We start from the raw sequence: 24,255 nt of genomic DNA on the forward strand, positions 1-24,255 counted from the left end.
AGCCTCCTAGTTTGTTTTTTATGTACAGGAAAGAAGGAGATACGCAGAAAAATTTGCACCGCTCCTTCTTTTTAATTTGACTAAATTATTTTAAAAATTTCTATTACGCTTGTTTATAGAGATCTTCAATTATAGAAGATGTTTCCTCGATTGATTTTTTATCAACATTGATAACTACGGAATTGTATTTTTCAAAAATTTCATGCGCATAATCTAACTCATCTTGAATACGATCGCTATTCGTATAAGCTGAATTTTCTTTTAGACCTAATGAATGTAAGCGTGAAGTCCGGATGTCTTTAAGGCTCTCAATGCTTGTTGTAAGCCCAATGATTTTCTCAGGAGCAATCTGATTTAGTTCGTCTGGTAATGGTACTTCTGGAATTAATGGTAAATTAGCTACTTTGTAATTTTTATTGGCCATATACATGCTTAATGGTGTTTTTGATGTACGAGAAACACCTAATAGAACATAATCTGCTTCTAAAAATCCTTTTGGATCTTTTCCATCATCATAACGAACCGCAAATTCAATTGCTGAAACACGGCTAAAATATTGTTCGTTTAATTTATGGATAGCTCCAGGTTCTTCTAAAGGTTGGATTCCAAAGGTTGACTCAATGATTTCACTCAAAGGGCTCATGTAGTCAACATGCTGTAAACCTGTTCTCGCTGAAAAGTCTTTCACAAGCTTTACTAATTCTTTGTTTACAAGGGTGGTAACAACGATTGCTTTGTCATGTAAGGCATCTTTTAATATCGGTTGTAGCAATTCTTCATCCGTAATAAAAGGAAAACGCTGAATATCCGTCATGTCAATATTAGGGTACTGAGCAGAAACAGCAGAAATGATTTTCTGTGCGGTTTCTCCAACTGAATCAGAAACTAAGTATATTTTTATTCTATTTTCTTCCATGAATGAACACTCCTTAATATTTTTCTTTATCAATATCATTCCCTGAATTGATAAAGTATTCCATAATTTTTGTTTTTGTAATTTTGCCAATCACTTTTTTTGGTTGTTCTTTATCGATGACCGGTAAGGTATCAATTCTGTGCTGCATAAGTAAAACACCAGCTTCCAAAATGGTTTTATCAGCAGTAATTGTGACAATATTTGGCATTCTTGTCATAATCATTGCAACAGGTGTTTTATCCGTGTTTGGGTTACTGATAGCAGAACGCAATAAATCTTTTCGGGAAATAAGCCCAACCAATTCATCATTGTCATCTTTTACATAGAGAGAACCAACATCATACATAAAAAGGCTGGTTACTGCATCATAAACGGTTACACTTTGATGAATGAGTAAAGGAGGGATGCAAAGCTCTTCTACCTGAACCTTATACAATTTCTCGTAAAGTAAAGGTTCAATCGTTTGTCCGGTATAAAAGTAGCCTACTTTTGGACGCGCATCTAATAAGCCAGTCATGGTCAAAATAGCTAAATCGCTGCGAAGAGTAGCGCGGCTTAGTCCCAATTGCTTTGCAATACTATCACCACTAATTGGTTCATTTTCTTTTACAATTTTTATGATCTCTAGTTGTCGTGGTGTAAGTTTCATTCTAAATCAACCTACTTTCTTAATGTGATACACTAATCATTATATATTTACTTAATAGTAAAAGCAACAATTAAAATAAAGGCTGTTGACTTATAATGTGATACACTATATAATCGTTTTAAAGTTAATGATACACACTAATCAAAAGGGGCGGGTAGAATGAAGTACGTATTTGATTTTTCAGAAGGAAATAAAGAGCAAATTGCATTATTAGGAGGCAAAGGAGCTAATTTAGCTGAAATGACTAAGTTGAATTTACCAGTTCCTACTGGCTTTACGATTACTACGGAAGCATGTTTAACTTATCTGGAAGGTCAGGAACAACTATCGTCAGAGATTAAAATTGAGATTCAACAACATATAGAGGCAATGGAACAACGAGCAGGCAAGAAATTTGGAGATCAGCTAGACCCATTATTGGTTTCTGTTCGAAGTGGCTCTAAATTTTCCATGCCTGGAATGATGGACACTATTTTGAACCTAGGTTTAAATGATGCAACTGTCGTTGGATTAGCAGAAAAGACAAAAAATGGTCGCTTCGCTTACGATTGTTACCGCAGGTTACTCCAAATGTTTGGTGATGTTGTTTGTGGGATTGATAAAAATCGCTTTGAACAACAATTAGAATTTTACAAATCAAAGAAAAATTATCAATTAGATACAGAAATGTTAGAAGAAGATTGGCAAGAATTAGTTAGTATTTATAAAGATATATTTATTGAAGTAATGCAAAAGCCATTTCCTCAAGATCCATTAGATCAGTTATATTTATCTGTAGAAGCTGTCTTTCGTTCTTGGAATAATCGACGCGCGATAACATATCGCAAATTGCACGATATTCCTCATTCCTTAGGAACCGCAGTCAACATTCAAGAAATGGTTTTCGGAAACTTTGGAACAGAGAGTGGTACAGGTGTCGCTTTCACTCGAAACCCCGCGACAGGGGAAAAAGGAATCTTTGGAGAATTTCTAATTAATGCACAAGGAGAAGATGTCGTTGCTGGAATTAGAACCCCTGAACCGATTTCAGAACTGGCTAAATCGATGCCGGAAGTATATGAGGAATTTTTAAAATATAGTGATATTTTAGAAAAACACTACAAAGATATGCAAGATATTGAGTTTACCATTGAAAATAAAAAGCTTTATATTTTGCAAACAAGAAATGGTAAGAGAACAGCCAAATCAACCTTTAAAATTTGTATCCAATTAGTAGAAGAGGGGGTCATCACTGAAAAAGAAGCCATTCACCGGATTACTCCCACCATGATTACTCAATTGCTACATCCAGTTTTTGAACCAGAAGCGTTAGAAAAAGCTACTATCTTTGGAAAAGGATTACCAGCAAGTCCAGGTGCTGCCAGTGGGCACATCTATTTTACAGCTGAAACAGCTAAACAAGCAAGTGACGCTGGGGAGAAGGTTATTCTAATTAGGCAAGAAACGTCTCCAGAGGACATTGAAGGAATGGTTGTTAGTGAAGCAATCATTACCTCACGAGGTGGAATGACTTCTCACGCCGCAGTTGTGGCCAGAGGAATGGGTGTCTGTTGTGTCGCAGGGTGCGAAGAAGTGCAGGTAGATGAATTTTTAGAACAGGCTGTTTGCAATGGAGTCACCTTGAAAAAAGGAGATGAAGTGTCTGTTGATGGCACAGCCGGAAAAATTTATCTTGGTCGTATCCCTTATGTACAAGGGGATGAATGGGCACTTTTAGAAAAAATAATTGGTTGGGCAAAAAAAGAAATGCCTTTGGGAATTAGAGCAAATGCTGAAACACCTGAAGACATCGAAACGGCCCTAAAACTAGGAGCGGATGGCATTGGATTAGCCAGAACTGAGCACATGTTTTTCGGTGAAAAAAGAATTTTTGAAATGAGAAAAATGATTTTATCAGAAAATAAAAAGTCATTAATTGAACCGTTGAATCGTTTGAAAGAATACCAAAAGGATGATTTCAAAAAAATGTTTACGATTCTTGAAGGGAAACCCTGTACGATTCGCCTTTTAGATCCTCCTTTACATGAATTTTTACCACAATCTGAGGAGGATATCAGTGTTTTAGCTACTGCAACCAATAGAACTGTCACTCAAATCAAACATAGAATTGAAGAATTGCATGAATTAAATCCAATGTTAGGTCATAGAGGATGTCGTTTGGCGATAACAACTCCTGAAATTTATGAAATGCAAGTGGCTGCAATTATAGAAACTGCAATTGAGCTTATGCAACAGAACACACAGGAAAAAATAGTCCCAGAAATTATGATTCCATTAATTGGTTCACATCAAGAAATGTCTTGGTTACGAGCACGTTTAGAAAAAGTGATTCAAGAAATTTTTGTCTCCAAAGAAACAATTATCACTTATAAGTTAGGCACGATGTTAGAAATTCCAAGAGCATGTCTAACGGCAGAAAAGATTACTGAATATGCCGATTTCTTCAGTTTCGGAACAAATGATTTAACCCAATTAACTTATGGTTTTTCACGTGATGACTCTGGCAAGTTCATTTCTGAATATCTTGATCGTAAAATTTTGCCGGATGATCCTTTCCAACACATTGACGAAGAAGGGGTTGGTGAATTAATGAAAATAGCAGTAGAAAAGATTAGAGGTAAAGATAGAACCTTAAAAATTGGCGTCTGTGGGGAAGTAGGTGGAGATCCTCAATCCATTCATTTCTTGAATAAAATAGGTGTGGATTACGTTTCATGTTCTCCATATAGAATTCCTTCAGCAATATTAACAATCGCTCAAGAGAAAAAATAACAGGAAAGCAGAGAGTTCAAAGAGAAAGTATATTCTTTTTGGACTCTCTGCTTTTTTTGTATTACAATTAAGAAAAGTTCAAAAAGGATGCGGAACGATATGAATAAAAAAAGACTCTTATTGCTATCTATTTCTGGACTTGTAATCATAATTTTTTTCATATTTTATTTTACTAAAGAACAGCTTGGAAGTGCTGAAAAACAAGCATCAGAGTCAAAAAAAACAGTAATTAGTTGGGTTGATAAAAAAATAGCGGATGAACATTTTAAAGGCAGTCTTCTTTTAGTAAAAAATCAAGAGATTTTCTACAAGCAATCTTATGGATATTCCAACAACGCTGAGAAAATAGAAAATAACCTATCAACAAGCTATCCAATTGCGTCGTTACAAAAGTTTATTACAGGAATTGTCATACTACAGTTGATTCAAGAAAAGAAGCTTAATGAGAATACATCATTAAAAGAATTTTACCCAGCAATAAAAGACAGTGAAGCAATTACGATTAGACAGTTACTTAATCATACGTCAGGAATCGTCATGGACGAAATGGAACCACCAGTTCTTTTGATAACTCAAGAAGAACAAATGGATTATACTCTTGACCATCTAGAAGTTTCTTACAAAAAAGACTTTTATTATTCTAACGCTAATTACACATTACTGTCTGGGATTATTTCAAAAGTACTAAAAAGCGATTACGAAACAGTAGTCCAGAAAAGGATTATAGAGAAACTCGACTTAAAAAACACCTTTTTCTGGGATACACTACCAAAAAATCAAGAATCTCCAACGCCTTATCAATACCAGCGAAAAGATTACCAAACAGATGATTTTCTTAACTCAGACAAACTATTTTCTAGTCTTTTAGGTGCAGGCAATATGTTTATGTCTGTAGAAGATATGTGGCAAGTGCAGAAAGGTTTAACGGACGGGCGTCTGTTTTCTGCAACTGAATACAACGATTTGGCAAATAGTGAATTAGGTGAGTATCAAGCGGGCTTCTTCTATTTTGATGGTCTAAAATACTCTGAGGGAAATTTAGGTGGATATGATACAGTCATTTATGGCAAAAAAAACGAGCAAGACTTAGTTATTTTATTTGCGAATCAACCAGCAGAAAATGGAATGGGAAATCTTGCGGAACAACTTTATAATCGGATTTCTAGTTATTGACATGTTTTTTTAATAAAGTAAGATTATTATGAAAAAAGAATAGGAATATCCTCATTTTTGTGCTATTATTTCTAATAACTATGGTAAAGAAGGTGAAGAAATGCCCTTATTATTTGGAACAGCAAAATTTAATGAAAACGAGCATTTGACAATAGGCGGATGCGATACGACAGAATTAGTAAAAAAATATGGCACCCCTTTATTCGTATATGATGTTGCTCATATTCGCGCACGTGCTAGAGGATTTAAAGAAACCTTCAATTCTCTAAACGTTAAAAATAAAGTAGTCTACGCAAGCAAAGCATTCAGTTGTTTAGCAATCTATAAACTTTTAGAAGAAGAAGGCTTAGGTTGTGATGTTGTTTCAGGCGGAGAACTTTACACGGCAATAAAAGGTGGGATGTCACCTAAATATATTGAATTTCATGGAAATAACAAAACAAAAGATGAACTAGCCTATGCAGTAGACGCTGGTGTTGGAACGATTGTCATTGATAATTTTTACGAGATTGAATTATTAAAAGAAATACTAACTGAAAAAAATACAAAACAAGCAGTGATGTTTCGGATTACACCAGGAGTCAATGCCGAGACGCACGATTATATTCTGACAGGTCAAGTAGATTCCAAATTTGGTTTTGATGTTAATAGTGGACAAGCAACGAAAGCGTTAGAAATCCTTTTAGCCGATGAACACTTTGTATTAAGAGGGGCACATTGCCATATCGGCTCACAAATTTTTTCATCAGAAGGATTTCTGGCAGCTGTAGAAAAAATGATGACAATTCTAAAAAATTGGCAAAAAGAATTTAATTATACAGTAGAGGTTTTAAATATGGGCGGAGGTTTTGGCGTAAAGTATACCCAAGAAGATGATCCACTTAAACCTGAATTGTTTGTTAAATCTATTGTTAATGGTGTGAAAGGACAATGTGAACTATTAGATTATCCGTTTCCAGAAATTTGGATTGAACCTGGCAGAAGTATCATTGCTGAAGCTGGAACTACGCTGTACACAGTAGGTGCTCAAAAAAGAATTCCAGAAGTTCGTCATTACGTTTCAGTAGACGGGGGAATGGGAGATAACATTCGACCGGCTTTATACGATGCAAAATATGATGGTTTTTTAGCAAATAGAGTGAGTAAGGAATTACCTGAAAAAGTGACCATTGTTGGAAAATATTGTGAATCAGGCGACATTTTAATCCACGATATTGAGTTACCACCTTTAAAAGGCAATGATTTATTCGCAGTAACAAGCACAGGTGCTTATGGTTACTCAATGGCGAATAACTACAATCGTAATCCACGACCAGCTGTGGTTTTTGTTGAAAACGGTGTTGATAGATTAGTAGTGCGCAGAGAAACCTATGAAGATTTGATTGCTTTGGATTGTTACTATCATTAATAAAATGAAAATGCAACTCATCACTAACTAGTGATGAGTTGCATTTTTTAATTATTATACATTTGAAAAATCAATTAATTTCAAATATCGTATAGAGGTTTTTAAATTTATATGATAAAATATTATTATTACATACCATTGTTTTTATAATAATAAAGTGAATCCTTAAAAAACGGAAAATGTTATTAATCTTCTTTTTAAAACTGATTTTTATAATCAAAATGAGATTGTTGTGAAATTGAGTATTCACATGATTATATTTTCTCTTCTAAAAGAATAACTTTATTTTTTTTATAGTAAGAAAATGTTTAATATTCATGAATGATAAGGTATTGCTAGCAAAATTAGAATAAAAATGGTGGAAAATTTACTTAATAATATTTTAGGAGGAATAAAATGAAAAAAGGAATTTATTTGTTCAGTAGCGCTCTGTTGTTAATGTCTGCTTTTCCGTTAACAGCATTTGGGGAAGAGGAAATAACAGAAGATTCATCAGTTGTGGCAAATGAAAATAATATGGAAGTAGAAATTATTCAACATGATGAAGTAGAAGGTATACAAGAAAATCAGCCAAAACAAACAGAAGAATTACCAGAAATGAAAACGGAATCAAGTTCTGAGGACCTGATTGTCATAGATAATTTGGATGAGAATAATCAAGAGATAACAGAAGGACAAAAAACAGAGACGATAGAAGTACAAACAGAAAAGAGGAATCCGCGAGCGATTTCGCCTGAATCAGGCATTGAAATTCCTGATTATGATGGAAAATTAGTAGATAAAGAGAACACCATTACGGATGTCGAAAAAGGTAAAGTAACAGCTGAATATGCGTTTATGCCTCAAATTAATAGTGATACAGAAGTGATTGTCTCCGGAAATTATACCAAAGAGAATGACACTTTCAATTTCATGTTAAATGATAATCAGCAAGGCAAAATTAGTATAATTTATAAAAATGTTGGAACGTACAATGGGAAAGTTATTGATTTAAAAGTTTCTTTTGATGCGTGGACACTCATGAAAGCTTTTGAAAAGAATGGTACTTACTCTGCTTATTTAAATTTAAGTTCAAGTAGTACAGCCATTTATATGAAAGGTCTAAGAGCTTTAACTGCAAATTATTACTTTTTAGATAATTTAACAGGACTAAATGCAACTATTTCTGGTTTTTTTAATTTTACAGATATCGATAACAACCAATACCTTGATATTTACGATAATGCTAACATCAAAAATTTTTATGCGGCTAAAGACAACGTATTGTACTACAAAGTTAATGAGAACTTTATTAGTATTGGTGACTATTTTGGGAAAAATGCATTAGACTCAGAGAAGGACAAAAAATATTGGTTAACGTACACTTATGATAAAACATCGCATTTTACAATTACATTTAATGAACTAAGGGAAAAAATCTCAGGATATTCTGCATTATTTGATTATAGCTATGCAGCACCTGTAGTGATTGAAACTCAGCAAAAGAAAGTAGCGAAAGAGTCTTTACCTATAACACAAAATATGACATATAATCCACAAAAATCTCAGACATTTTTGGAACCAGTTTCTGTTCAAAGAGAAGAGCAGTCACTTTTACCAGCAACAGGTGAGAAAGAACAATCGATGTTCCTGGTTGCAGGAAGTCTTTTATTATCTTTTATGTTTTTTCTATTAAAAAAAGAACATAAAAACGGATTAAATGGTAAGTAGTTAAAACTCAAATGTAAATAGTAAACCCCTATGCATTAATCTTAGGACTAAGGCATAGGGGCTATAAAAAATTATTTTTTGTCCTTTATTTCTTAGCGAATCCCTAGTGCAATTCGAGCATAGCGAGACATTTTGTCTGTTGTCCAAGCAGGATACCAAACTAATTTCACTTCGACATTACTTACTTCTGGAATTTCCTTCACTGCTTCATGAATTTGTTCTGTTAAGACATCAGCTAAAGGACAGCCCATCGTGGTTAAAGTCATCTTAATTACTGTGTCGCCTGTTTTGTCAAATTCAACTTCATAAATAAGACCTAAGTTAACAATATCAATGCCTAATTCAGGATCAATAACTGTTTCTAACGCAGTCAAAATTTGTTCTTTAATTGATTCTATTTCTTCAGGTGACCATTCCGGTTTTGTTTCAGTCATAGGTATCTACTCCTCTACAATTTACTCTAACTAATGATACCTTTTTTTATAAAGTTTGTAAATGAGAATCTTTTTCAATGAGACTGGAAAACGTCTGTTTTAGAGATGCGTCTATGCCTTTTGAAATGGAGTAGAAAATATACAGGAGGGATCTATTGAATGTTCGTTATTAAAGAAGCGAGAATTAATGAGATAGAGAAGCATCTCTCTGACTTGTTAGACCAAGATACTAAAAACAAAGGAGTTGAGTTTGAAACACCAATAAAAAGTGAGTTTGCATTTGTTGCTTATTATCAAAATGAAATCATTGGTGGAATTACGGCAAAAAACTTTTTAGGTGAAATGAAAATTGAGTTATTAGCCATTCGTTCAGATTATCAAAAGCAAGGTGTCGGGGGTGCTTTAATACAGAAAGTAAAAGAATCTGCTCGAAAGGAGAAATGTCACCATCTATTATTAAACACTTTTAGCTATCAAGCACCTAACTTCTATTTAAAAAATGGTTTTGAGCAACTAGCCAAGATAGATAATTTTCCAAAGGAAGGTTTATCAAAATACACCTTGATCTATTTTTTGTAATAATAGAAAAAAGTTAGATATTATTTGACAAATCAATAATATATTTGTAAACTAAACGTGTTAACAAATTTAAATACTATTTTCATGTGACTAGATAATACTAGGCATGGAAGAATTTCATGATTACTGATTGTTTTTCAGTAACTTTATATGGGATTGTTCCATGCTTTTTTATTGTTTTTTTACATGAGAATGGATTATCTACTTCTGCAGAAGAGGAATGATTTATGAAAATCAAAAAGGTGTTAAATCAAAATGCTGTGCTTGTCTTTGACGAAGGACAAGAAAAAGTGGCCGTTGGTAAGGGCGTTGGGTTCAATAAAAAGAAAAATGATTTATTGGCTCCACAATTGGTTGAACGGATGTTTATAATGGAACCTGATGGGTTAAAAAAATTACAGGTTTTGTTATCACAAATTGATGAAAAATATTTTTTTGCCACGGAAGAAATTATTGCACATGCTGAGACGGTCTTGGGTGAGAAGTTGAACGAACATATAAATATCGGATTGAGTGATCATATCGCTTTTGCGGCTGAAAACATTCAAAATGATATTATTGTACGAAACAAATTACTGAATGAAATTGAAATTTTGTACGGAGAAGAATTTTCTATCGCTCAATGGGCAGTAGAATATTTGACGCAAACGCTAGGTATTCCCTTTAGCTATGACGAAGCTGGTTATATTGCTATTCATCTCCACAGTGCTCGAAGTGGGCGAACTGATAATAGCAAAAGTATCAGGGAAGTCACAATTGTTTCTGAAATTATTCATTTAATTGAGCAGGAGTTAAATATTAATATCCATGACGAAAAAATGAGTCTAAGTTACTCAAGATTAGCGAACCATTTAAGGTTATTTATTCATCGTTTTCAACAAAATCAGTACGCAACCTTAGACGATGAAATTCACGAGATGGTTAAAAGGAAATATGCTGAAAGTTACGAAATTTCAAAAAAAATCCAAGTCTTGTTAATGAGAACTTTTCACCACCAAGTGCCAAACGAGGAGTTAGGGTATTTAGCTATTCATATTGAAAGGCTAAGAATGATTAAATAATAGTTTAGAAGGAGTTTAAAAGAAATGAAAGCTTATATGCAAAAAATGGGTCGCTCGTTGATGCTACCTGTAGCTACATTACCAGTTGCGGCTCTATTTATGGGAATTGGTTACTGGATTGATCCTACTGGTTGGGGAGGAAACAATATACTGGCTGCTTTCTTGATAAAAGCAGGGGGAACCATTTTAGACAATTTAGGAATATTATTCGCAGTTGGTTTAGCCTTAGGAATGTCTAAAGATAAAGATGGATCAGCCGCATTGAGTGGTCTGGTTGCGTTTTTAGTTCCAATGACATTAGTTAACTCAGCTTCTGTAGCAATGTTTAAAGGAATTGAAGTAGAGCAAGTAAATATTGCCTTCTCTGCCATTAATAATAAAAATGTTTTTATTGGAATTTTAGCAGGCTTGATTGCTGGAGCGATGTATAATCGCTTTAGCCAAGTGAAATTACCAATGGCATTATCTTTCTTCAGTGGAAAAAGATTAGTTCCAATCGTAACAGCAGCAGTTATGCTTGTTTTATCTGCGGGATTAATTTTTGTCTGGCCGCCAGTTTATGATGGATTAGTATCATTCGGAGAAGCTATTTCTAAATTAGGACCAATTGGAGCTGGACTTTATGGTTTCTTTAACCGTTTACTAATTCCAACAGGATTACACCATGCTTTAAATAACGTATTCTGGTTTAACATCGCTGGAATTGATGATATAGGTAAATTCTGGGCAAGTGAAGGAGTAAAAGGAGTTACTGGAATGTATCAAGCCGGTTTCTTCCCTGTTATGATGTTTGGCTTACCAGCAGGTGCATTGGCTATCTATCAATGTGCTCGACCTGAAAAGAAAAAAGCGACAGCTTCATTGATGATGGCAGCTGCTTTTGCTTCGTTCTTTACTGGTGTAACTGAACCTTTAGAATTTTCATTTATGTTTGTAGCTTGGCCACTTTATGTAGTACATGCAATTTTAACAGGTATTTCAATGTTTGTAGCTGCATTTTTCCAATGGACAGCCGGGTTTAACTTTAGCGCTGGATTCATCGATTTCTTCTTAAGTTTGCGTGTTCCAATTGCTAATAAACCTTATATGCTTCTAGTTTTAGGACTTATAATGGGTATCGTATATTATGTTACATTCATGTTTGTAATCAAAAAATTCAATCTAATGACTCCAGGTCGTGAAGAAGGCGACGGCGAAGAGACGCCTGATGTTGATGAAGTATCTGGTGACAATAAATTTGCTGTTTTAGCTAGAAAAATTTACATGGCGCTTGGTGGAGATGCCAATGTAACGTCTATTGATAACTGTACAACTCGTTTACGTTTAACAGTTAATGATACAAGATCTGTGGATCAAGCAAAAATCAAAGCAACTGGCGTTCCAGGAGTGAAAGTAATTGATAGTAAAAATATTCAAGTCATCGTTGGAACAGAGGTTCAATTCGTTGCAGATGAAATGAATAAAATCAAAAAGGGAGAGGCTTCAACAGCAGGTGAACCCGTAAAAAAGCCTGAAGCAAAACAGGACGCTCCTATAACTACAACAAAAGAAACTGAGCTCTTTTCTGTAGCAAAAGGAAAAGTAATTCCTGTTTCAGAAGTATCAGATGATGTTTTTTCTGCAAAAATGTTGGGTGATGGCTACGCTGTAATTCCAGAAGATGGTGACGTGTTTACTCCTGTTGCCGGAACGATTACTAGTATTTTCCCAACGAAACATGCCCTAGGTATTAAAACAGACAGTGGAATAGAAGTGCTGTTGCATATGGGATTAGATACAGTAGAATTAAAAGGCGAACCGTTCACTTTGAGTGTTGAAGAGAACCAAGTAGTTAAGCAAGGCGACAAGATTGCTACAATCGATCTAAACGCTCTAAAAACGCATGGTAAAGCTTCCGATTTGATTGTGGTGTTTACTAATCAAGATCTTGTTTCAAGTTATGAATTAACAAAATCAGGACAACAAGCACATGCAAATGAGTTAGTTGGTAGAGTGATTGTTAAATAATTGTTTATCCCTTCCCCAGGATTTTATATGATAATTGGTTAAAGCAAAACAATTTAAGTTTTGCTTTAACCTTTTTTGTAGAGAATTTAGAAATACTGAAGAAGTTGTTCGAACGAAGCGCTACAGTTCTTATAAAATTTATCCGCTTACTTAAACTATATTGGCTTTAACTTGATTTATTCTCTCATTATGATAAGGTTAATGCATATCATTTCTTAGGAGGAGATTATCTTGCATGAATTAGCTGGACACAACGAAGTGCCAGTGAAATGATAAACGGGCTTCTTTGTGTCATATTGAAAGCAACATACAATATAGATAACAACGGAGGAGTATACATTAATGATTATCATAAAAGGAAACGAACCAAGAAAAATCGAAAAAGTTTGGGATATTGTAAAAAAAGACCATTCTGGAAATAAAGTAGCAATTGTAGGGTACAAAGGAGATATTCCACACAATTTTATTCGAGCAAAACAAATGGCTTCTTACGAAAATTTCACAGAAAAAAATGTATTAGCTGAAATGGAACGCTTTTTGTCAGATGTGAAAGGTCGTTTTGAAGCATTAGTATTGTACATTGACTGTGAAGGTCATGTAGTTGAAAAAATCAAAGAACTTACAAAAGGTTATGAGGAAAAAATATTTTTAACTGTAAACCATCCTTCTGAGGAATTAATTGTAGTTAAAGAATAGTAGGTGTTAATTAGTATGACTAATGATTTAAACGCAATGATTGAGTTGATTAAAAAATTTCAAAACAATGCAATTACTTTACAAGAAGCAATTGAATTAAGAAGGCTTTCAGCAGAATTTTCTAATATTTGCGGAGAATTTGTAGAAGAACAATTTACACAAGCCTATCTATTTACAGACCAAGCAGTAAACCAATAAAATGAGACAAACTGAAACGCTCTTTAAATAGGGGTTTTGGTTTGTCTTTTTTTATTTTATGTAGCAATTTTAACGTAAATAGTTTTAAATTTCCTTAGAATCCTATGATACAATTATAAAAAAATGGGGGGAACAAAATGAAATGTACTGTTTTAAGAGTCGATGCGTTCACGAATATTCCAGGGCAGGGAAATCCAGCAGGGGTTGTTTTAGATGGCGATAGATACACTGATAAAGAAATGCAATCTATTGCAAAAAATATTGGTTATAACGAAACCGTATTTGTTTGTAAAAGCCAAATAGCAGACATTCGCCTAAGATACTTTACTCCTGGGCACGAAACGCCTTTATGTGGTCATGCAACAGTAGGAGCAATCTTCGCTTTGTACAAGAATGATGGGAGCCAGAAAATCAACATTGAGACGGGAGCAGGTATATTACCAGTCCAATTTAATGATGAGAAAAAACAAATAACCATGAGACAAGCAGAACCGAAATTCATTGCTTTTCAAGGGGATAAACAAGCCTTGTGCAATTCTCTTGGGATAAAAGAATCTGATCTTCATCAAGAGCTGCCAGTTGAATACGGCAATACCGGTTCTTGGACTTTACTCGTTCCTGTTAAAAATAAGCAAATATTAGATATTATGAAACCAGCAACAGAAAAATTCCCTGAAATCTTAAAAGAGGTTCCTCACTCTTCTATTCATCCTTTTTCTATTGATTCTAAAGAAGAGGGGATTCTTTCAGCAAGACATTTTTCTTCTCCTTATTCAGGAACGAAAGAAGATTCAGTCACAGGAACAGCATCTGGCGTTATGGGAGCATATTTAATGAATTATTTATATATAAGTGGAGAAAAAAATTTTCTTGTCCAACAAGGGCGCCACCTTCAAAAAGAAGGGACTGTTGTTGTCAATGTTATAAGAAAAGAGAATGAAAAACACGAGGTTTATATTTCTGGGAATGCTTGCCTCAATGAATCATTTTCTGTTGAAACAGCTGATTTATGAGAAGTGACTCTATAGACCAACAGTGCAACAAATAAAAATCTGAAATGTTGGTCTATAAAACGATTTCTTCGCCTAGTAAAAAAGAAAGAATTTCTTGGTTAAATAACTTGGAATCTTTACAAGCAAATGAATGACCTTGCTTTGGTACGATAACGAAAGAAGCATTGGGCATTTTTTGTACTAAATAGATAGAGTGAGACAATTTGATGATATCTTGTTTACCTACAATAACAAGTGTTTTCGACTTAATTTCTTCTAAATCCCTAGGAGTAACGCCAATATTTTTTCTCATTAACTGAGTGATTAGTAAACGTTTTTTCATCCGACGACTAAAAGAGGAAAACATCTTTGTAAACATATAGTTAAGATTGATTACGACCCTAACCGGAAAGTAAATAGCAGAAAATTCTGTATTAACAGCATTTAGAATCAAATAATCCACTTTTTTGGGGTAATTCACTGCAAAAACAACTGCTAAATCAGCTCCATCACTAAAACCTAAAATACTTGCGTTATTAACTTCTTCTTTTTCCATTATATTAAAGAGATCTTCTGCCATTTGTTTGAAAGTCAAGGTATCGCTATTATTCGTTGAAAGGCCGTGGTCACGACTATCAACAGTATAGACGGTAAAGTACTTTTTTAAAGTGGGCACATGCTGAGCGTAAAAATCGCCACTTCCGCTGTCTCCATGAAGTAAAAAAAGCGGACGTCCAGTACCGGTCACTTCGTAATAAATAGAAGATCCATCTTTCATTTCAAGCGTTTTTTGCTCTGTTTTCACTTTTTTAACCTCCTTTTTACAGATAAGTATACAGATTTCTATGACAATTGGAAATCGAAAGGAGTTTAGATTTTGGAAGTAAAACAAATTTTTATTAAAGATTACTAAAGAAAGTAGATTTTATATGCATTTTTCCTGATTTTAAAGTAAGATAAATATACTTTAATAAGTTTGGATGATTTGATGTTTAAAATGATAAAAAGAATTGTTATGTGTGTTTTTCTCTTCGCATTGATAGCTACACTCTATTCTGGCTATAAAATTCGAGAAAATGTGAAACAAGTAATGAAATTTGAACCTTTAGTAACACAAGAAGTTGAAAACAATAACATTAAAGAACACAAAGATTTAGTCCTTGCAATTATTTATACCGAATCTAAAGGGAAATCAGACGATCTAATGCAAAGCAGTGAAAGTGCTTATGGTCAGCAACAAATGATTGGAAGTCCAGAAGAAAGTGTAGCTTATGGGGTGAATTTTCTTGCCCAGGCAATCCAAAAAGCAAATGAAAATAATTGTGATATTTGGACAGCAATTCAAGCCTACAATTTTGGATTAGAATATATTTCTTTTGTCCAAGAGCGAGGTGGAAAAAATACTGTTGCACTTGCAGAAGAATATTCTAAAAATGTACTATCTCCTTTATTAGGAAATGAAAATAAGACGACCTATCGTTATTATAGACCCCAAGCGTTACTTCATAATGGAGGTTTTCTTTATAGTAATGGTGGAAATATGTTTTACGCAGACATAGTAAAAATGAATAAAACCTTTATTAATTGGTTCAGGTAATTGAGGAAAATCCTAAAGAAGACAGTTAAATAATTGTTTTCTTTAGGATTTTCTTGAAGTTCTGTCTAAATACAAGTAAACTAGAAACTGTATGTTTTAACAACTTGAAAGTAGGGAATTTTTTGAATGAAAAATAAGTTGGATATAAAAAAAGGATTGTCAGATGCGGAAGTATCGGAGAGAAAGCAAAAAGGCTTGCAAAATAATTATGAAGAGAATGCAGCAAAGTCCACAAGAGATATCATTTATGATAATGTGATGACGTTATTTAACTTTTTAAACTTTGGTATTGCGCTTTGCTTACTTTTAGTTGGAGCTTATTCTAACCTAGCTTTTTTAGCAATTATTTTAGTAAATATGGGGATGGGGATTTACCAAGAAATTCATGCTCGTAATTTAATTCAAAAATTATCAATTGTAGCGAAAGAAAAAGTGAAAGTAGTCAGAAATGGTGTAGAACTTGAAATTGATACAAAAGAATTAGTACTAGACGACATTGTAATCATTGGCGCAGGAGAGCAAGTTCCTTCTGATATGGAAGTAGTCGATGGTCAAACTGAAGCGAATGAAGCCCTTTTGACTGGAGAATCTGACTTAATCGAAAAACAAACTGAAGATGTTTTGTTATCAGGTAGCTTTCTTGTCAGTGGACAGGTGTATGCCCGTGTGATTCATGTTGGAGCAGAGAATTATGCTGTGAAAATAACTGCTGAAGCTAAAGTCCATAAACCAATTCAGTCAGAATTAGTGAATTCTATCCGTAAAGTGTCTAAATTCACTAGTTATGTCATTATTCCATTAGGGATTATTTTGTTTGTTGAAGCCTTTTTTGTGAGGAACTCAGGCATGCAAACATCTGTTATCGCTTCTGCAGCAGCGTTACTAGGAATGTTACCTAAAGGTTTAGTGTTACTTATTAGTATCACCTTAACAACGGGTGTTGTGAAGTTAGCAAAGAAAAGAATTTTAGTGCAGGATATGTATTCTATTGAAACATTAGCACATGTAGATACCTTATGTTTAGATAAAACTGGTACGATCACTGAAGGGAAGATGAAAGTTCAAAACGTAACAATTTTGAACGAAAAATATAAAGCGGCTTTTCCACAAATTATTGGTAGTTATCTTGCTGAGAGCACAGATAACAATATTACCATGCAAGCAATTCGTGATCGCTTTGAATTATCTAATCGTTATGGTGCAAAAAAATCAATTGGCTTTTCTTCTGAGCGAAAATGGGGAGCGATTGAATTTAATGAAATCGGAACAGTGGTTTTAGGGGCACCAGAACGGTTGGTTGCAGAAAAGAATCTTCCTAACGAAGTGTTTGAAGCGCAGGAGCACGGTTATCGTGTATTAATGTTAGCAATTTCAAAAGAAGGACTCATAGATGAAGATAGCTTACCGGCTCTTGAACCACTAGCTGTCTTTCAAATCGATGATCCGATTCGACAAAATGCAAATGAAACGTTAGCATATTTAAGAGCAGAAGGTGTTGATTTGAAAGTTATTTCTGGAGACAATCCAGTAACTGTTTCCAACATTGCCAGACGAGCTGGTTTAGTTGGTTATGAATCGTATGTCGATCTATCAACAAAGCAAACAGAAGCAGAAGTGAGACAAGCCGTTCATGAATACACAGTATTCGGTCGAGTAAGTCCACAACAAAAACGAACTATCGTCAGAGAGCTAAAAGATAACAATCATGTTGTTGCAATGACTGGGGATGGTGTAAATGATGTCTTAGCTTTAAGAGAAGCGAATTGCAGTATTGCAATGGCTGAAGGGGATGGAGCAACTAGACAAATTTCTAACTTAGTTTTACTAGATTCTGATTTTACTACATTACCTGATGTACTTTTTGAAGGTCGTCGAGTGGTAAATAATGTAACAAAAGTAGCTAGTGTCTTTTTCATCAAAACCATTTACTCCTTTATTTTGTCAATCTTATGTATGATTACAGCTATTTCGTTCCCATTTATTCCAATTCAAATCACATTGATTGACTTAGCAATCGAAGGTTATCCAGCTTTCTTCTTAAGTTTTGAAAGTGATAAGCGCAAAGTAAGGGGGAAATTTTTACCAACTGCTTTACGAAATGCCTCAGTCAATGCTCTTCTAGTCGTTGCCAATATCGTATCAGTTTATCTGATTGGTCAAAATAGAAACTTTAGCCATCTAGAGACTACCACGCTTATGTATTACTTACTTATTGGTATCAGTTGTATGGCTGTCGTAAGAGCATGCTTACCATTTAATCCATTGAGAATATTTTTATCAATAACTACAGTTGTAGGGATTTATGTTGCAGCTATGCTATTCCATAATATTTTAGAAGTTGGCTTTTTAAACGAACAAACGCTAATGATCTTCTTGGGAATGATGACTATAAACATTATTCTGAGAGTTACTATTGGTTTCTTACAGTTAAAAAAAGCTGGAAAAACAATAAAAGATTTATAAAAAAAGTCAAATAGAATTCAATACTTAACAAGAAATAAGGAAATCTTGCAATAAAAGAATTTCTTATTTCTTGTTTTTTTCAAAAAGGTAAAGAGGAATTGAAAATAAAGGTACAATATACTTGAAAATCCTTTCTTTTGTGATAAAATAGATAATGTGTAATTGTGTCTTTTGAAATTCGCGCTGTAATATGCTCAGTGCGTTTTTTTACCGGCTAATCACATGAATAAGCATTCAGCTATTCTTTGGAGGTGAGGACAGTGGCACAAAGAATTCCTCAGGAAGTCATCGAGGAAGTTCGTCAGCGAACAAATATAGTTGATGTAGTTGGACAGTATGTTCAATTAAAAAAATCAGGTAAAAATCATATGGGTTTATGTCCGTTCCACGAAGAACGTTCCCCTTCATTTTCAGTAGCGGAAGATAAGCAAATTTTTCATTGTTTTGGCTGCGGAAAAGGTGGAACTGTTTTTAATTTTTTACAGGAAATTGAAGGGATAAGCTTTCCTGAATCCGTTCGTCGTGTAGCTGAACTGGAACAAATCCCTGTAAACTACGAATGGTCAAACAGCGAAGACGTCGGAAACCAAGAAAACAGTCAACATCATCGAGAATTAATGGCGCTCCATAAAAAAGCTGCTGATTTGTATCATCACGTTTTAATGAATACACGGATTGGTGAACCTGCGCTTGATTATTTATTAAGTAGGGGATTGACACCAGAAATTATTGAGACATTCAAAATTGGTTTTGCTCCACAAAAGCGAGATTTTCTAAGTCAAGTTTTTCAAAATGAACAAGTTGCTTCAAATCTATTTAATGAATCTGGTTTATTCATCCAACGAGATAATGGAGACTATTTAGACCGTTTTTATCAACGAATTATTTTCCCGATAAATGATCATCAAGGAAATGTGATTGCTTTTTCTGGAAGATTATTAAAAACGGAAGATTTTAGTGGAAAAGATATGCCTAAATATTTAAATAGCCCCGAAACAACATTATTCAACAAGCGTGATACTCTTTTTAATTTCGATAAAGCTAGAAAAGAAATTAGAAAAGAAAATACAGTTTTTCTTTTTGAAGGATTTATGGATGTGATTGCTGCTTGGCAAGCCGGTATTACTAACGGTGTTGCTTCAATGGGAACAAGCTTAACGAATGAGCAAATCCGTCATTTGGAAAGAGTCGCAAAAGAATTAGTTATTTGTTACGATGGAGATAGCGCAGGAACAGAGGCAACAAACCGAGCGATCCATTTGTTAAGTGATCATAGTCGTTTTCAGTTAAGTATTGTAAATATCCCTGAAAAGTTAGATCCAGATGATTATTTAAGAAAGTATGGGGCCGAGTCTTTTCGTGAATTAGCTATGCATGGACGAGAGACTGTTTTTGGTTTTAAAATGCATTACCATAAACTTTCAAGAAACATGAATAATGAAAAAGAACAGTTAGATTATGTGCATCAATTACTAAATGAATTAGTATTAGTGCAATCTCCTTTAGAGCGAGATCGCTATATGAATCAAATCGCGCAAGAATTTCAACTTTCTATTCATAGTTTAGAAGAACAATTTAGTCAATTAAAAGGGGAGCAACGTGCAGCCCACCGCAAAGAACGTCATCAGCAACAGCAATCGTCTGATGAAGAGTGGGGAATGCCTTTCCAGCAAGAAGATGTTGCGCCTTCTTTTGAAAATAAAGCTGCTTTTTCTCGAGTTGAAAAAGCAGAAAGAACACTCCTATATCGCTTAATGAACGAGCAAGGAACAAGAAATTTTATTCAACAGCAAAATGACTTTAACTTTGCACATGTTGAATACCAAGAACTATATTTGCTTTTAGATAGTTACATGAGTATTCATAATGATTTTTCTATCGCAGATTTTCTTGACTTTTTAAAAGAAGAGAGACTAAAAAGACTAGCAATTGATATTTCCTACTTAGTCATTTCAGAAGAAAGTTCAGAACGTGAGATTAATGATGTTGTTCAAGTGATTGCATCCTCTACCATAGAAGATCAAATTACTGAAAAAAAAATAAGACAACAAGAAGCAAGAAGGTTAGGAAATAAGCAGTTGGAAGAAGAACTGGCAATTGAAATTATTAACCTAGCTAGACAATTAAACAAAAATCGTACAATGATTCAATAGTTCTATTTTATCACTGTGCTTAATTTTTATTTTGGCAATAAATTGAACCGAAAAATGAAGGGGGCCTTCTTTCATGGAAAAAGAAACAAATGATAAAAAATATGAGGCTGCATTGGCGGCTTTCATCAAAGAGAACAAACCAAAAGGAACTGTTCTTTACGATGATTTAACGAACAAATTAGCAACACCATTTACTTTGAATGCTGAAGCAATGGAAAAATTAATTCAAAAAGTAGAAGATTCTGGTATTAGTGTTGTTGATGAAAACGGCGATCCAAGTGAATTTAGCTTAAAAAAAGATGAAAAAGTAGCTGAAAAAGCGAAATTAGAAGACTTATCGGCCCCAACTGGTGTAAAAATCAACGATCCAGTTAGGATGTATCTGAAAGAAATCGGTCGCGTTCAATTATTGACAGCAGCAGAAGAAGTTGACTTGGCACTGAAAATTGAAGAAGGTGACCAAGAAGCGAAACAAAGATTAGCTGAAGCGAACCTACGTCTAGTCGTTTCAATTGCAAAACGTTATGTTGGACGTGGCATGCAATTCTTAGATCTTATTCAAGAAGGTAATATGGGCTTGATGAAAGCAGTTGAAAAATTTGATTATCGAAAAGGATTCAAATTCTCAACATATGCAACATGGTGGATACGTCAAGCTATTACTCGTGCTATCGCCGACCAAGCAAGAACAATTCGGATTCCAGTTCATATGGTTGAAACCATTAATAAACTAATCAGAATTCAACGTCAGCTTTTACAAGATTTAGGCAGAGAACCTACACCAGAAGAAATTGGTGCTGAAATGGATTTACCAACTGAAAAAGTTCGTGAAATTCTTAAAATTGCACAAGAACCTGTCTCTCTTGAAACGCCAATTGGAGAAGAAGATGATTCTCATTTAGGAGATTTTATTGAAGACCAAGAAGCAACTAGTCCAGCAGAACATGCTGCTTACGAACTTTTAAAAGAGCAATTAGAAGATGTTTTAGACACATTAACAGATCGCGAAGAAAATGTATTGCGTCTTCGTTTCGGTTTGGATGATGGTCGTACTAGAACATTAGAAGAAGTAGGAAAAGTATTTGGTGTTACCCGTGAACGGATTCGTCAAATTGAAGCAAAAGCTTTACGCAAATTAAGACATCCTTCACGTTCAAAACAATTGAAAGACTTTTTAGAATAAGAAAAAAAATCTATCGACAGCTCTTTTCGATTTACGTCGAAAAGGGCTGTTTTACACTATCATACTTGATTAGAAAAACTTAAGTCAGGAATCTTTATCAAAATGTAACAAAAAAGTTACTATGTACATATTGGAAGTAACCTAGACTTGTGGTAGATTAGACTTATGGGAATCAGTAGAATGTGAGGTCGAAATATGTCAAAAGAATGTCCTAATTGTGGAAAAGAATTAGATGAACAAGAAAAAAAATGCCCTGATTGTGGCCATGAATTGAAAGAAAATAAGCCATCTAAAAATTTAGATGCTGAAAATAGTGAGAAATCTGAAAATGAAGTATCATCCAATTTTATGAATAAGGAAGTTAATGAGAATATTGAATGGTCAGAACTAAAAGATATGAGTTTAGGGCATGTTATGAATATGTTTAATGAACAAGGGGAACCTACTGAAGAGAAAGAAGTAGGTAAGGAAAAAGAAACAGCACAAAAAAAGGAAGAAGTTCCTGCTGAAGAAAATGATATTGAAGAATTAACTAATACCGATGTGACAGCAATTAAAGATGAGGAAATTGCTGCGTCAGAAGCCGGCTTGTTGGAATCAGCGGAAGAGGGTGTTTCTCCTTTACATCAGTATATTAAGGAACACAAAAAAGAAAACAACGAAGAAAAAATAAGTGTCGTTGAAGAACAAAAACAATCTGTTGAGTTACCAGTTGAGGTTCAGCAGGAAGAAAACTTAGAAATTGAAGATTTGGAATCCATACAAGATGAAGTGTCAGATGAAACTGAATTAATTAAGGAAACAGTGACACCAGATAACGCTAGTGAAGCAGTGCTATCATCTGAATCAGATAGCGAGAATCAAGAATCTGATAAAACAATCTTTATTAAACCGGATACTAGAGATTCAAAACAACCAATTATTCCTTCAAAAAGTAAAAAACCTGAAGAAATCGAAATGGATGCTGCACCTATTTTTTACAAAGAAACAGAAACGGAATCAAAAGAGAGCGAAACTAAGGATGAGATGTTACAAGAAGCCGCTTCCTATGAATCTGAATCTAAGAAAAAAAATAAAAAACGTTATATAATTGCAGCCTCAGTAGTTGTGCTGGCAACAGGAGGATGGTTCGTTTATGATCAAGCTCAAAAAAATTCTGCTGCAGAAAAGAAAATCCAAACGGAACAGTTAGCTGAGCAAAAAGAATTAGCTACCTCGACAAAAGAGGCTCTTGAAAACTTTTTTACAGATGATAGTCACGTGTATATTAAACCTGGAATGATTGGTAATAGCACTGCAACAATTAAAAAAAATCTCGATAAATTAAAAAATCACTCGGATTATAAAGAAATAAAATCATTATATGATACTGTAACCAATAAACAAGCTGAAGTTGCAAAAGTAAATCAACTATTTGCTCAACCGATCATCAATGGGAATAAATTGAATGATGTTGCGATTATCGCTGATAAGAAAATTGACTTAAAAAAAGTGGAAGAAAAAGACGCATTGGATAAATTAGTCAATCAAGCGATCACCGAAGCGACCAATCAGTATGATCAATTACAAAAAGCAAAAGAGGCAGTTTCTTTGATTTATAAAGAAAACAAAGTGACCGACCAATTGACATTATCAACTTATGATGCAGCAAAGGCAGAAGTTGATAAAATCAAGAGCGCTACACTACGTAAACCCTTATCAGATGGTTTAGCCGAAGCGAATAAGGTTTTAGTTGAGGCGCAAAAAAAAGAGGCCGACGCTCAAGCTGCAGCAAATTCAGCTATTCCTAATCAGACAAATGAAAATACTATCAACAATCAAGCACAAGGAGCAAGCACAACCACACAGAATGCTACTGGGTTTACACCACCAAACAGTAGTGGTGTTTATACCGATCCTGTTTATACTGTTAATCCACTTGATGTCGCAGATATGAGCAATCCTGCTTGGTCATGGGCACCCGGTGTTAAAGAAAAAGTAATCGCAACTTGTATAGAACGTGGCTATATCATTGAAGGCGGTTATGTTTTAGAACCAGCCAGAATTATTAATGGAGAAGGTTATTACAACTTGTACGGAACTAATAACCAGTCAGCTCTACTTTCTGGTTTTTCAGAAAAAGATTTCCCTGTTTATTTAGTAACAATTAACGCTAAAACTGGTTGGTTTAAAGGTAATGCTTCTCGAAATGCTGGAGGATAATCTTTCTTTGGTAGGAAACTAGTTTTTATGTGTGTAGGACAAAGCTCATTGAGCTTTGTCCT

19 protein-coding genes are annotated in these 24,255 nt (G+C 34.3%); 15 read left to right on the forward strand and 4 right to left on the reverse strand.

Annotation, left to right across the window (positions count from 1 at the left end; all coding sequences use genetic code 11):
* Window positions 1-103 precede the first annotated feature (103 nt).
* Window positions 104-916, reverse strand: a complete 813-nt coding sequence (locus BCR26_RS16465; RefSeq protein ID WP_069700038.1) for a pyruvate, water dikinase regulatory protein — start codon at window positions 914-916, stop codon at window positions 104-106.
* A gap of 13 nt (window positions 917-929) precedes the next feature.
* On the reverse strand, window positions 930-1,565 hold the full coding sequence (ccpN, locus tag BCR26_RS16470; RefSeq protein WP_069700039.1) for a transcriptional regulator CcpN: 636 nt from the start codon (window positions 1,563-1,565) through the stop codon (window positions 930-932).
* 159 nt (window positions 1,566-1,724) lie between these two features.
* Between ccpN and ppdK the strand changes: the two genes are divergently transcribed.
* From ppdK to BCR26_RS16490, 4 genes are all read left to right on the forward strand, one after another.
* A complete protein-coding gene (ppdK, locus tag BCR26_RS16475) occupies window positions 1,725-4,337 on the forward strand; it encodes a pyruvate, phosphate dikinase (RefSeq protein ID WP_069700040.1) in 2,613 nt (870 codons plus the stop codon).
* 99 nt (window positions 4,338-4,436) lie between these two features.
* Window positions 4,437-5,510 (forward strand): serine hydrolase domain-containing protein, encoded by a 1,074-nt coding sequence (locus tag BCR26_RS16480; protein WP_069700041.1) that lies wholly within the window; start codon window positions 4,437-4,439, stop codon window positions 5,508-5,510.
* 100 nt (window positions 5,511-5,610) lie between these two features.
* A complete protein-coding gene (lysA, locus tag BCR26_RS16485; protein WP_069700042.1) occupies window positions 5,611-6,918 on the forward strand; it encodes a diaminopimelate decarboxylase in 1,308 nt (435 codons plus the stop codon).
* A gap of 396 nt (window positions 6,919-7,314) precedes the next feature.
* Window positions 7,315-8,628 (forward strand): LPXTG cell wall anchor domain-containing protein, encoded by a 1,314-nt coding sequence (locus BCR26_RS16490; RefSeq protein ID WP_069700043.1) that lies wholly within the window; start codon window positions 7,315-7,317, stop codon window positions 8,626-8,628.
* Window positions 8,629-8,720: 92 nt separating this feature from the next.
* Here the strand turns inward: BCR26_RS16490 and BCR26_RS16495 are convergent, their stop codons facing one another.
* Complete coding sequence (locus BCR26_RS16495) at window positions 8,721-9,062, reverse strand: metal-sulfur cluster assembly factor (RefSeq protein ID WP_069700044.1); 342 nt, start codon at window positions 9,060-9,062, stop codon at window positions 8,721-8,723.
* Window positions 9,063-9,221: 159 nt separating this feature from the next.
* Between BCR26_RS16495 and BCR26_RS16500 the strand changes: the two genes are divergently transcribed.
* The 6 genes from BCR26_RS16500 (at window position 9,222) to BCR26_RS16525 (ending at window position 14,616) form a co-directional block, all read left to right on the forward strand.
* Window positions 9,222-9,641: a GNAT family N-acetyltransferase gene (locus tag BCR26_RS16500; RefSeq protein ID WP_069700045.1), complete on the forward strand. Its 420-nt coding sequence runs from the start codon at window positions 9,222-9,224 to the stop codon at window positions 9,639-9,641.
* Window positions 9,642-9,868: 227 nt separating this feature from the next.
* A complete protein-coding gene (locus tag BCR26_RS16505) occupies window positions 9,869-10,702 on the forward strand; it encodes a PRD domain-containing protein (protein WP_069700046.1) in 834 nt (277 codons plus the stop codon).
* Window positions 10,703-10,726: 24 nt separating this feature from the next.
* A complete protein-coding gene (nagE, locus tag BCR26_RS16510; protein WP_069700047.1) occupies window positions 10,727-12,709 on the forward strand; it encodes an N-acetylglucosamine-specific PTS transporter subunit IIBC in 1,983 nt (660 codons plus the stop codon).
* 342 nt (window positions 12,710-13,051) lie between these two features.
* The gene (locus BCR26_RS16515) at window positions 13,052-13,405 is read left to right on the forward strand and encodes a hypothetical protein (protein WP_069700048.1); all 354 of its coding nucleotides are present in this window, start codon (window positions 13,052-13,054) and stop codon (window positions 13,403-13,405) included.
* A 15-nt stretch (window positions 13,406-13,420) separates the two neighbouring features.
* Window positions 13,421-13,603 (forward strand): hypothetical protein, encoded by a 183-nt coding sequence (locus tag BCR26_RS16520; protein WP_069700049.1) that lies wholly within the window; start codon window positions 13,421-13,423, stop codon window positions 13,601-13,603.
* Between the two features lie 137 nt (window positions 13,604-13,740).
* Complete coding sequence (locus BCR26_RS16525) at window positions 13,741-14,616, forward strand: PhzF family phenazine biosynthesis protein (RefSeq protein WP_069700050.1); 876 nt, start codon at window positions 13,741-13,743, stop codon at window positions 14,614-14,616.
* Window positions 14,617-14,668: 52 nt separating this feature from the next.
* Here BCR26_RS16525 and BCR26_RS16530 read toward each other — a convergent pair whose 3' ends face one another.
* Window positions 14,669-15,400, reverse strand: a complete 732-nt coding sequence (locus BCR26_RS16530; RefSeq protein ID WP_069700051.1) for an alpha/beta fold hydrolase — start codon at window positions 15,398-15,400, stop codon at window positions 14,669-14,671.
* Between the two features lie 183 nt (window positions 15,401-15,583).
* Between BCR26_RS16530 and BCR26_RS16535 the strand changes: the two genes are divergently transcribed.
* From BCR26_RS16535 to BCR26_RS16555, 5 genes are all read left to right on the forward strand, one after another.
* Window positions 15,584-16,192, forward strand: a complete 609-nt coding sequence (locus BCR26_RS16535) for a lysozyme family protein (RefSeq protein WP_069700052.1) — start codon at window positions 15,584-15,586, stop codon at window positions 16,190-16,192.
* 126 nt (window positions 16,193-16,318) lie between these two features.
* Window positions 16,319-18,655 carry a cation-translocating P-type ATPase gene (locus BCR26_RS16540; protein ID WP_069700053.1) on the forward strand — a complete coding sequence of 779 codons (2,337 nt, stop codon included), beginning with the start codon at window positions 16,319-16,321 and terminating at the stop codon, window positions 18,653-18,655.
* Between the two features lie 260 nt (window positions 18,656-18,915).
* The gene (dnaG, locus tag BCR26_RS16545) at window positions 18,916-20,808 is read left to right on the forward strand and encodes a DNA primase (protein ID WP_069700054.1); all 1,893 of its coding nucleotides are present in this window, start codon (window positions 18,916-18,918) and stop codon (window positions 20,806-20,808) included.
* A gap of 73 nt (window positions 20,809-20,881) precedes the next feature.
* On the forward strand, window positions 20,882-21,991 hold the full coding sequence (gene rpoD, locus BCR26_RS16550; protein ID WP_069700055.1) for an RNA polymerase sigma factor RpoD: 1,110 nt from the start codon (window positions 20,882-20,884) through the stop codon (window positions 21,989-21,991).
* A 195-nt stretch (window positions 21,992-22,186) separates the two neighbouring features.
* On the forward strand, window positions 22,187-24,193 hold the full coding sequence (locus BCR26_RS16555; RefSeq protein ID WP_069700056.1) for a cell division site-positioning protein MapZ family protein: 2,007 nt from the start codon (window positions 22,187-22,189) through the stop codon (window positions 24,191-24,193).
* Window positions 24,194-24,255: the final 62 nt, after the last annotated feature.

This window comes from Enterococcus rivorum, from assembly GCF_001742285.1.
GTDB lineage: Bacteria > Bacillota > Bacilli > Lactobacillales > Enterococcaceae > Enterococcus_L > Enterococcus_L rivorum.

Excerpts from the sequence above, each read along its gene's own strand:
- BCR26_RS16480 (WP_069700041.1), top strand. The coding sequence starts at position 4,437 with ATGAATAAAAAAAGACTCTTATTGCTATCTATTTCTGGACTTGTAATC.
- BCR26_RS16500 (WP_069700045.1), top strand. The coding sequence starts at position 9,222 with ATGTTCGTTATTAAAGAAGCGAGAATTAATGAGATAGAGAAGCATCTC.
- BCR26_RS16505 (WP_069700046.1), top strand. The coding sequence starts at position 9,869 with ATGAAAATCAAAAAGGTGTTAAATCAAAATGCTGTGCTTGTCTTTGAC.
- BCR26_RS16520 (WP_069700049.1), top strand. The coding sequence starts at position 13,421 with ATGACTAATGATTTAAACGCAATGATTGAGTTGATTAAAAAATTTCAA.
- BCR26_RS16535 (WP_069700052.1), top strand. The coding sequence starts at position 15,584 with ATGTTTAAAATGATAAAAAGAATTGTTATGTGTGTTTTTCTCTTCGCA.
- BCR26_RS16495 (WP_069700044.1), bottom strand. The coding sequence starts at position 9,062 with ATGACTGAAACAAAACCGGAATGGTCACCTGAAGAAATAGAATCAATT.
- ppdK (WP_069700040.1), top strand. The coding sequence starts at position 1,725 with ATGAAGTACGTATTTGATTTTTCAGAAGGAAATAAAGAGCAAATTGCA.
- rpoD (WP_069700055.1), top strand. The coding sequence starts at position 20,882 with ATGGAAAAAGAAACAAATGATAAAAAATATGAGGCTGCATTGGCGGCT.
- ccpN (WP_069700039.1), bottom strand. The coding sequence starts at position 1,565 with ATGAAACTTACACCACGACAACTAGAGATCATAAAAATTGTAAAAGAA.
- BCR26_RS16525 (WP_069700050.1), top strand. The coding sequence starts at position 13,741 with ATGAAATGTACTGTTTTAAGAGTCGATGCGTTCACGAATATTCCAGGG.
- BCR26_RS16555 (WP_069700056.1), top strand. The coding sequence starts at position 22,187 with ATGTCAAAAGAATGTCCTAATTGTGGAAAAGAATTAGATGAACAAGAA.
- nagE (WP_069700047.1), top strand. The coding sequence starts at position 10,727 with ATGAAAGCTTATATGCAAAAAATGGGTCGCTCGTTGATGCTACCTGTA.
- BCR26_RS16465 (WP_069700038.1), bottom strand. The coding sequence starts at position 916 with ATGGAAGAAAATAGAATAAAAATATACTTAGTTTCTGATTCAGTTGGA.
- BCR26_RS16515 (WP_069700048.1), top strand. The coding sequence starts at position 13,052 with ATGATTATCATAAAAGGAAACGAACCAAGAAAAATCGAAAAAGTTTGG.
- BCR26_RS16490 (WP_069700043.1), top strand. The coding sequence starts at position 7,315 with ATGAAAAAAGGAATTTATTTGTTCAGTAGCGCTCTGTTGTTAATGTCT.
- lysA (WP_069700042.1), top strand. The coding sequence starts at position 5,611 with ATGCCCTTATTATTTGGAACAGCAAAATTTAATGAAAACGAGCATTTG.
- BCR26_RS16540 (WP_069700053.1), top strand. The coding sequence starts at position 16,319 with ATGAAAAATAAGTTGGATATAAAAAAAGGATTGTCAGATGCGGAAGTA.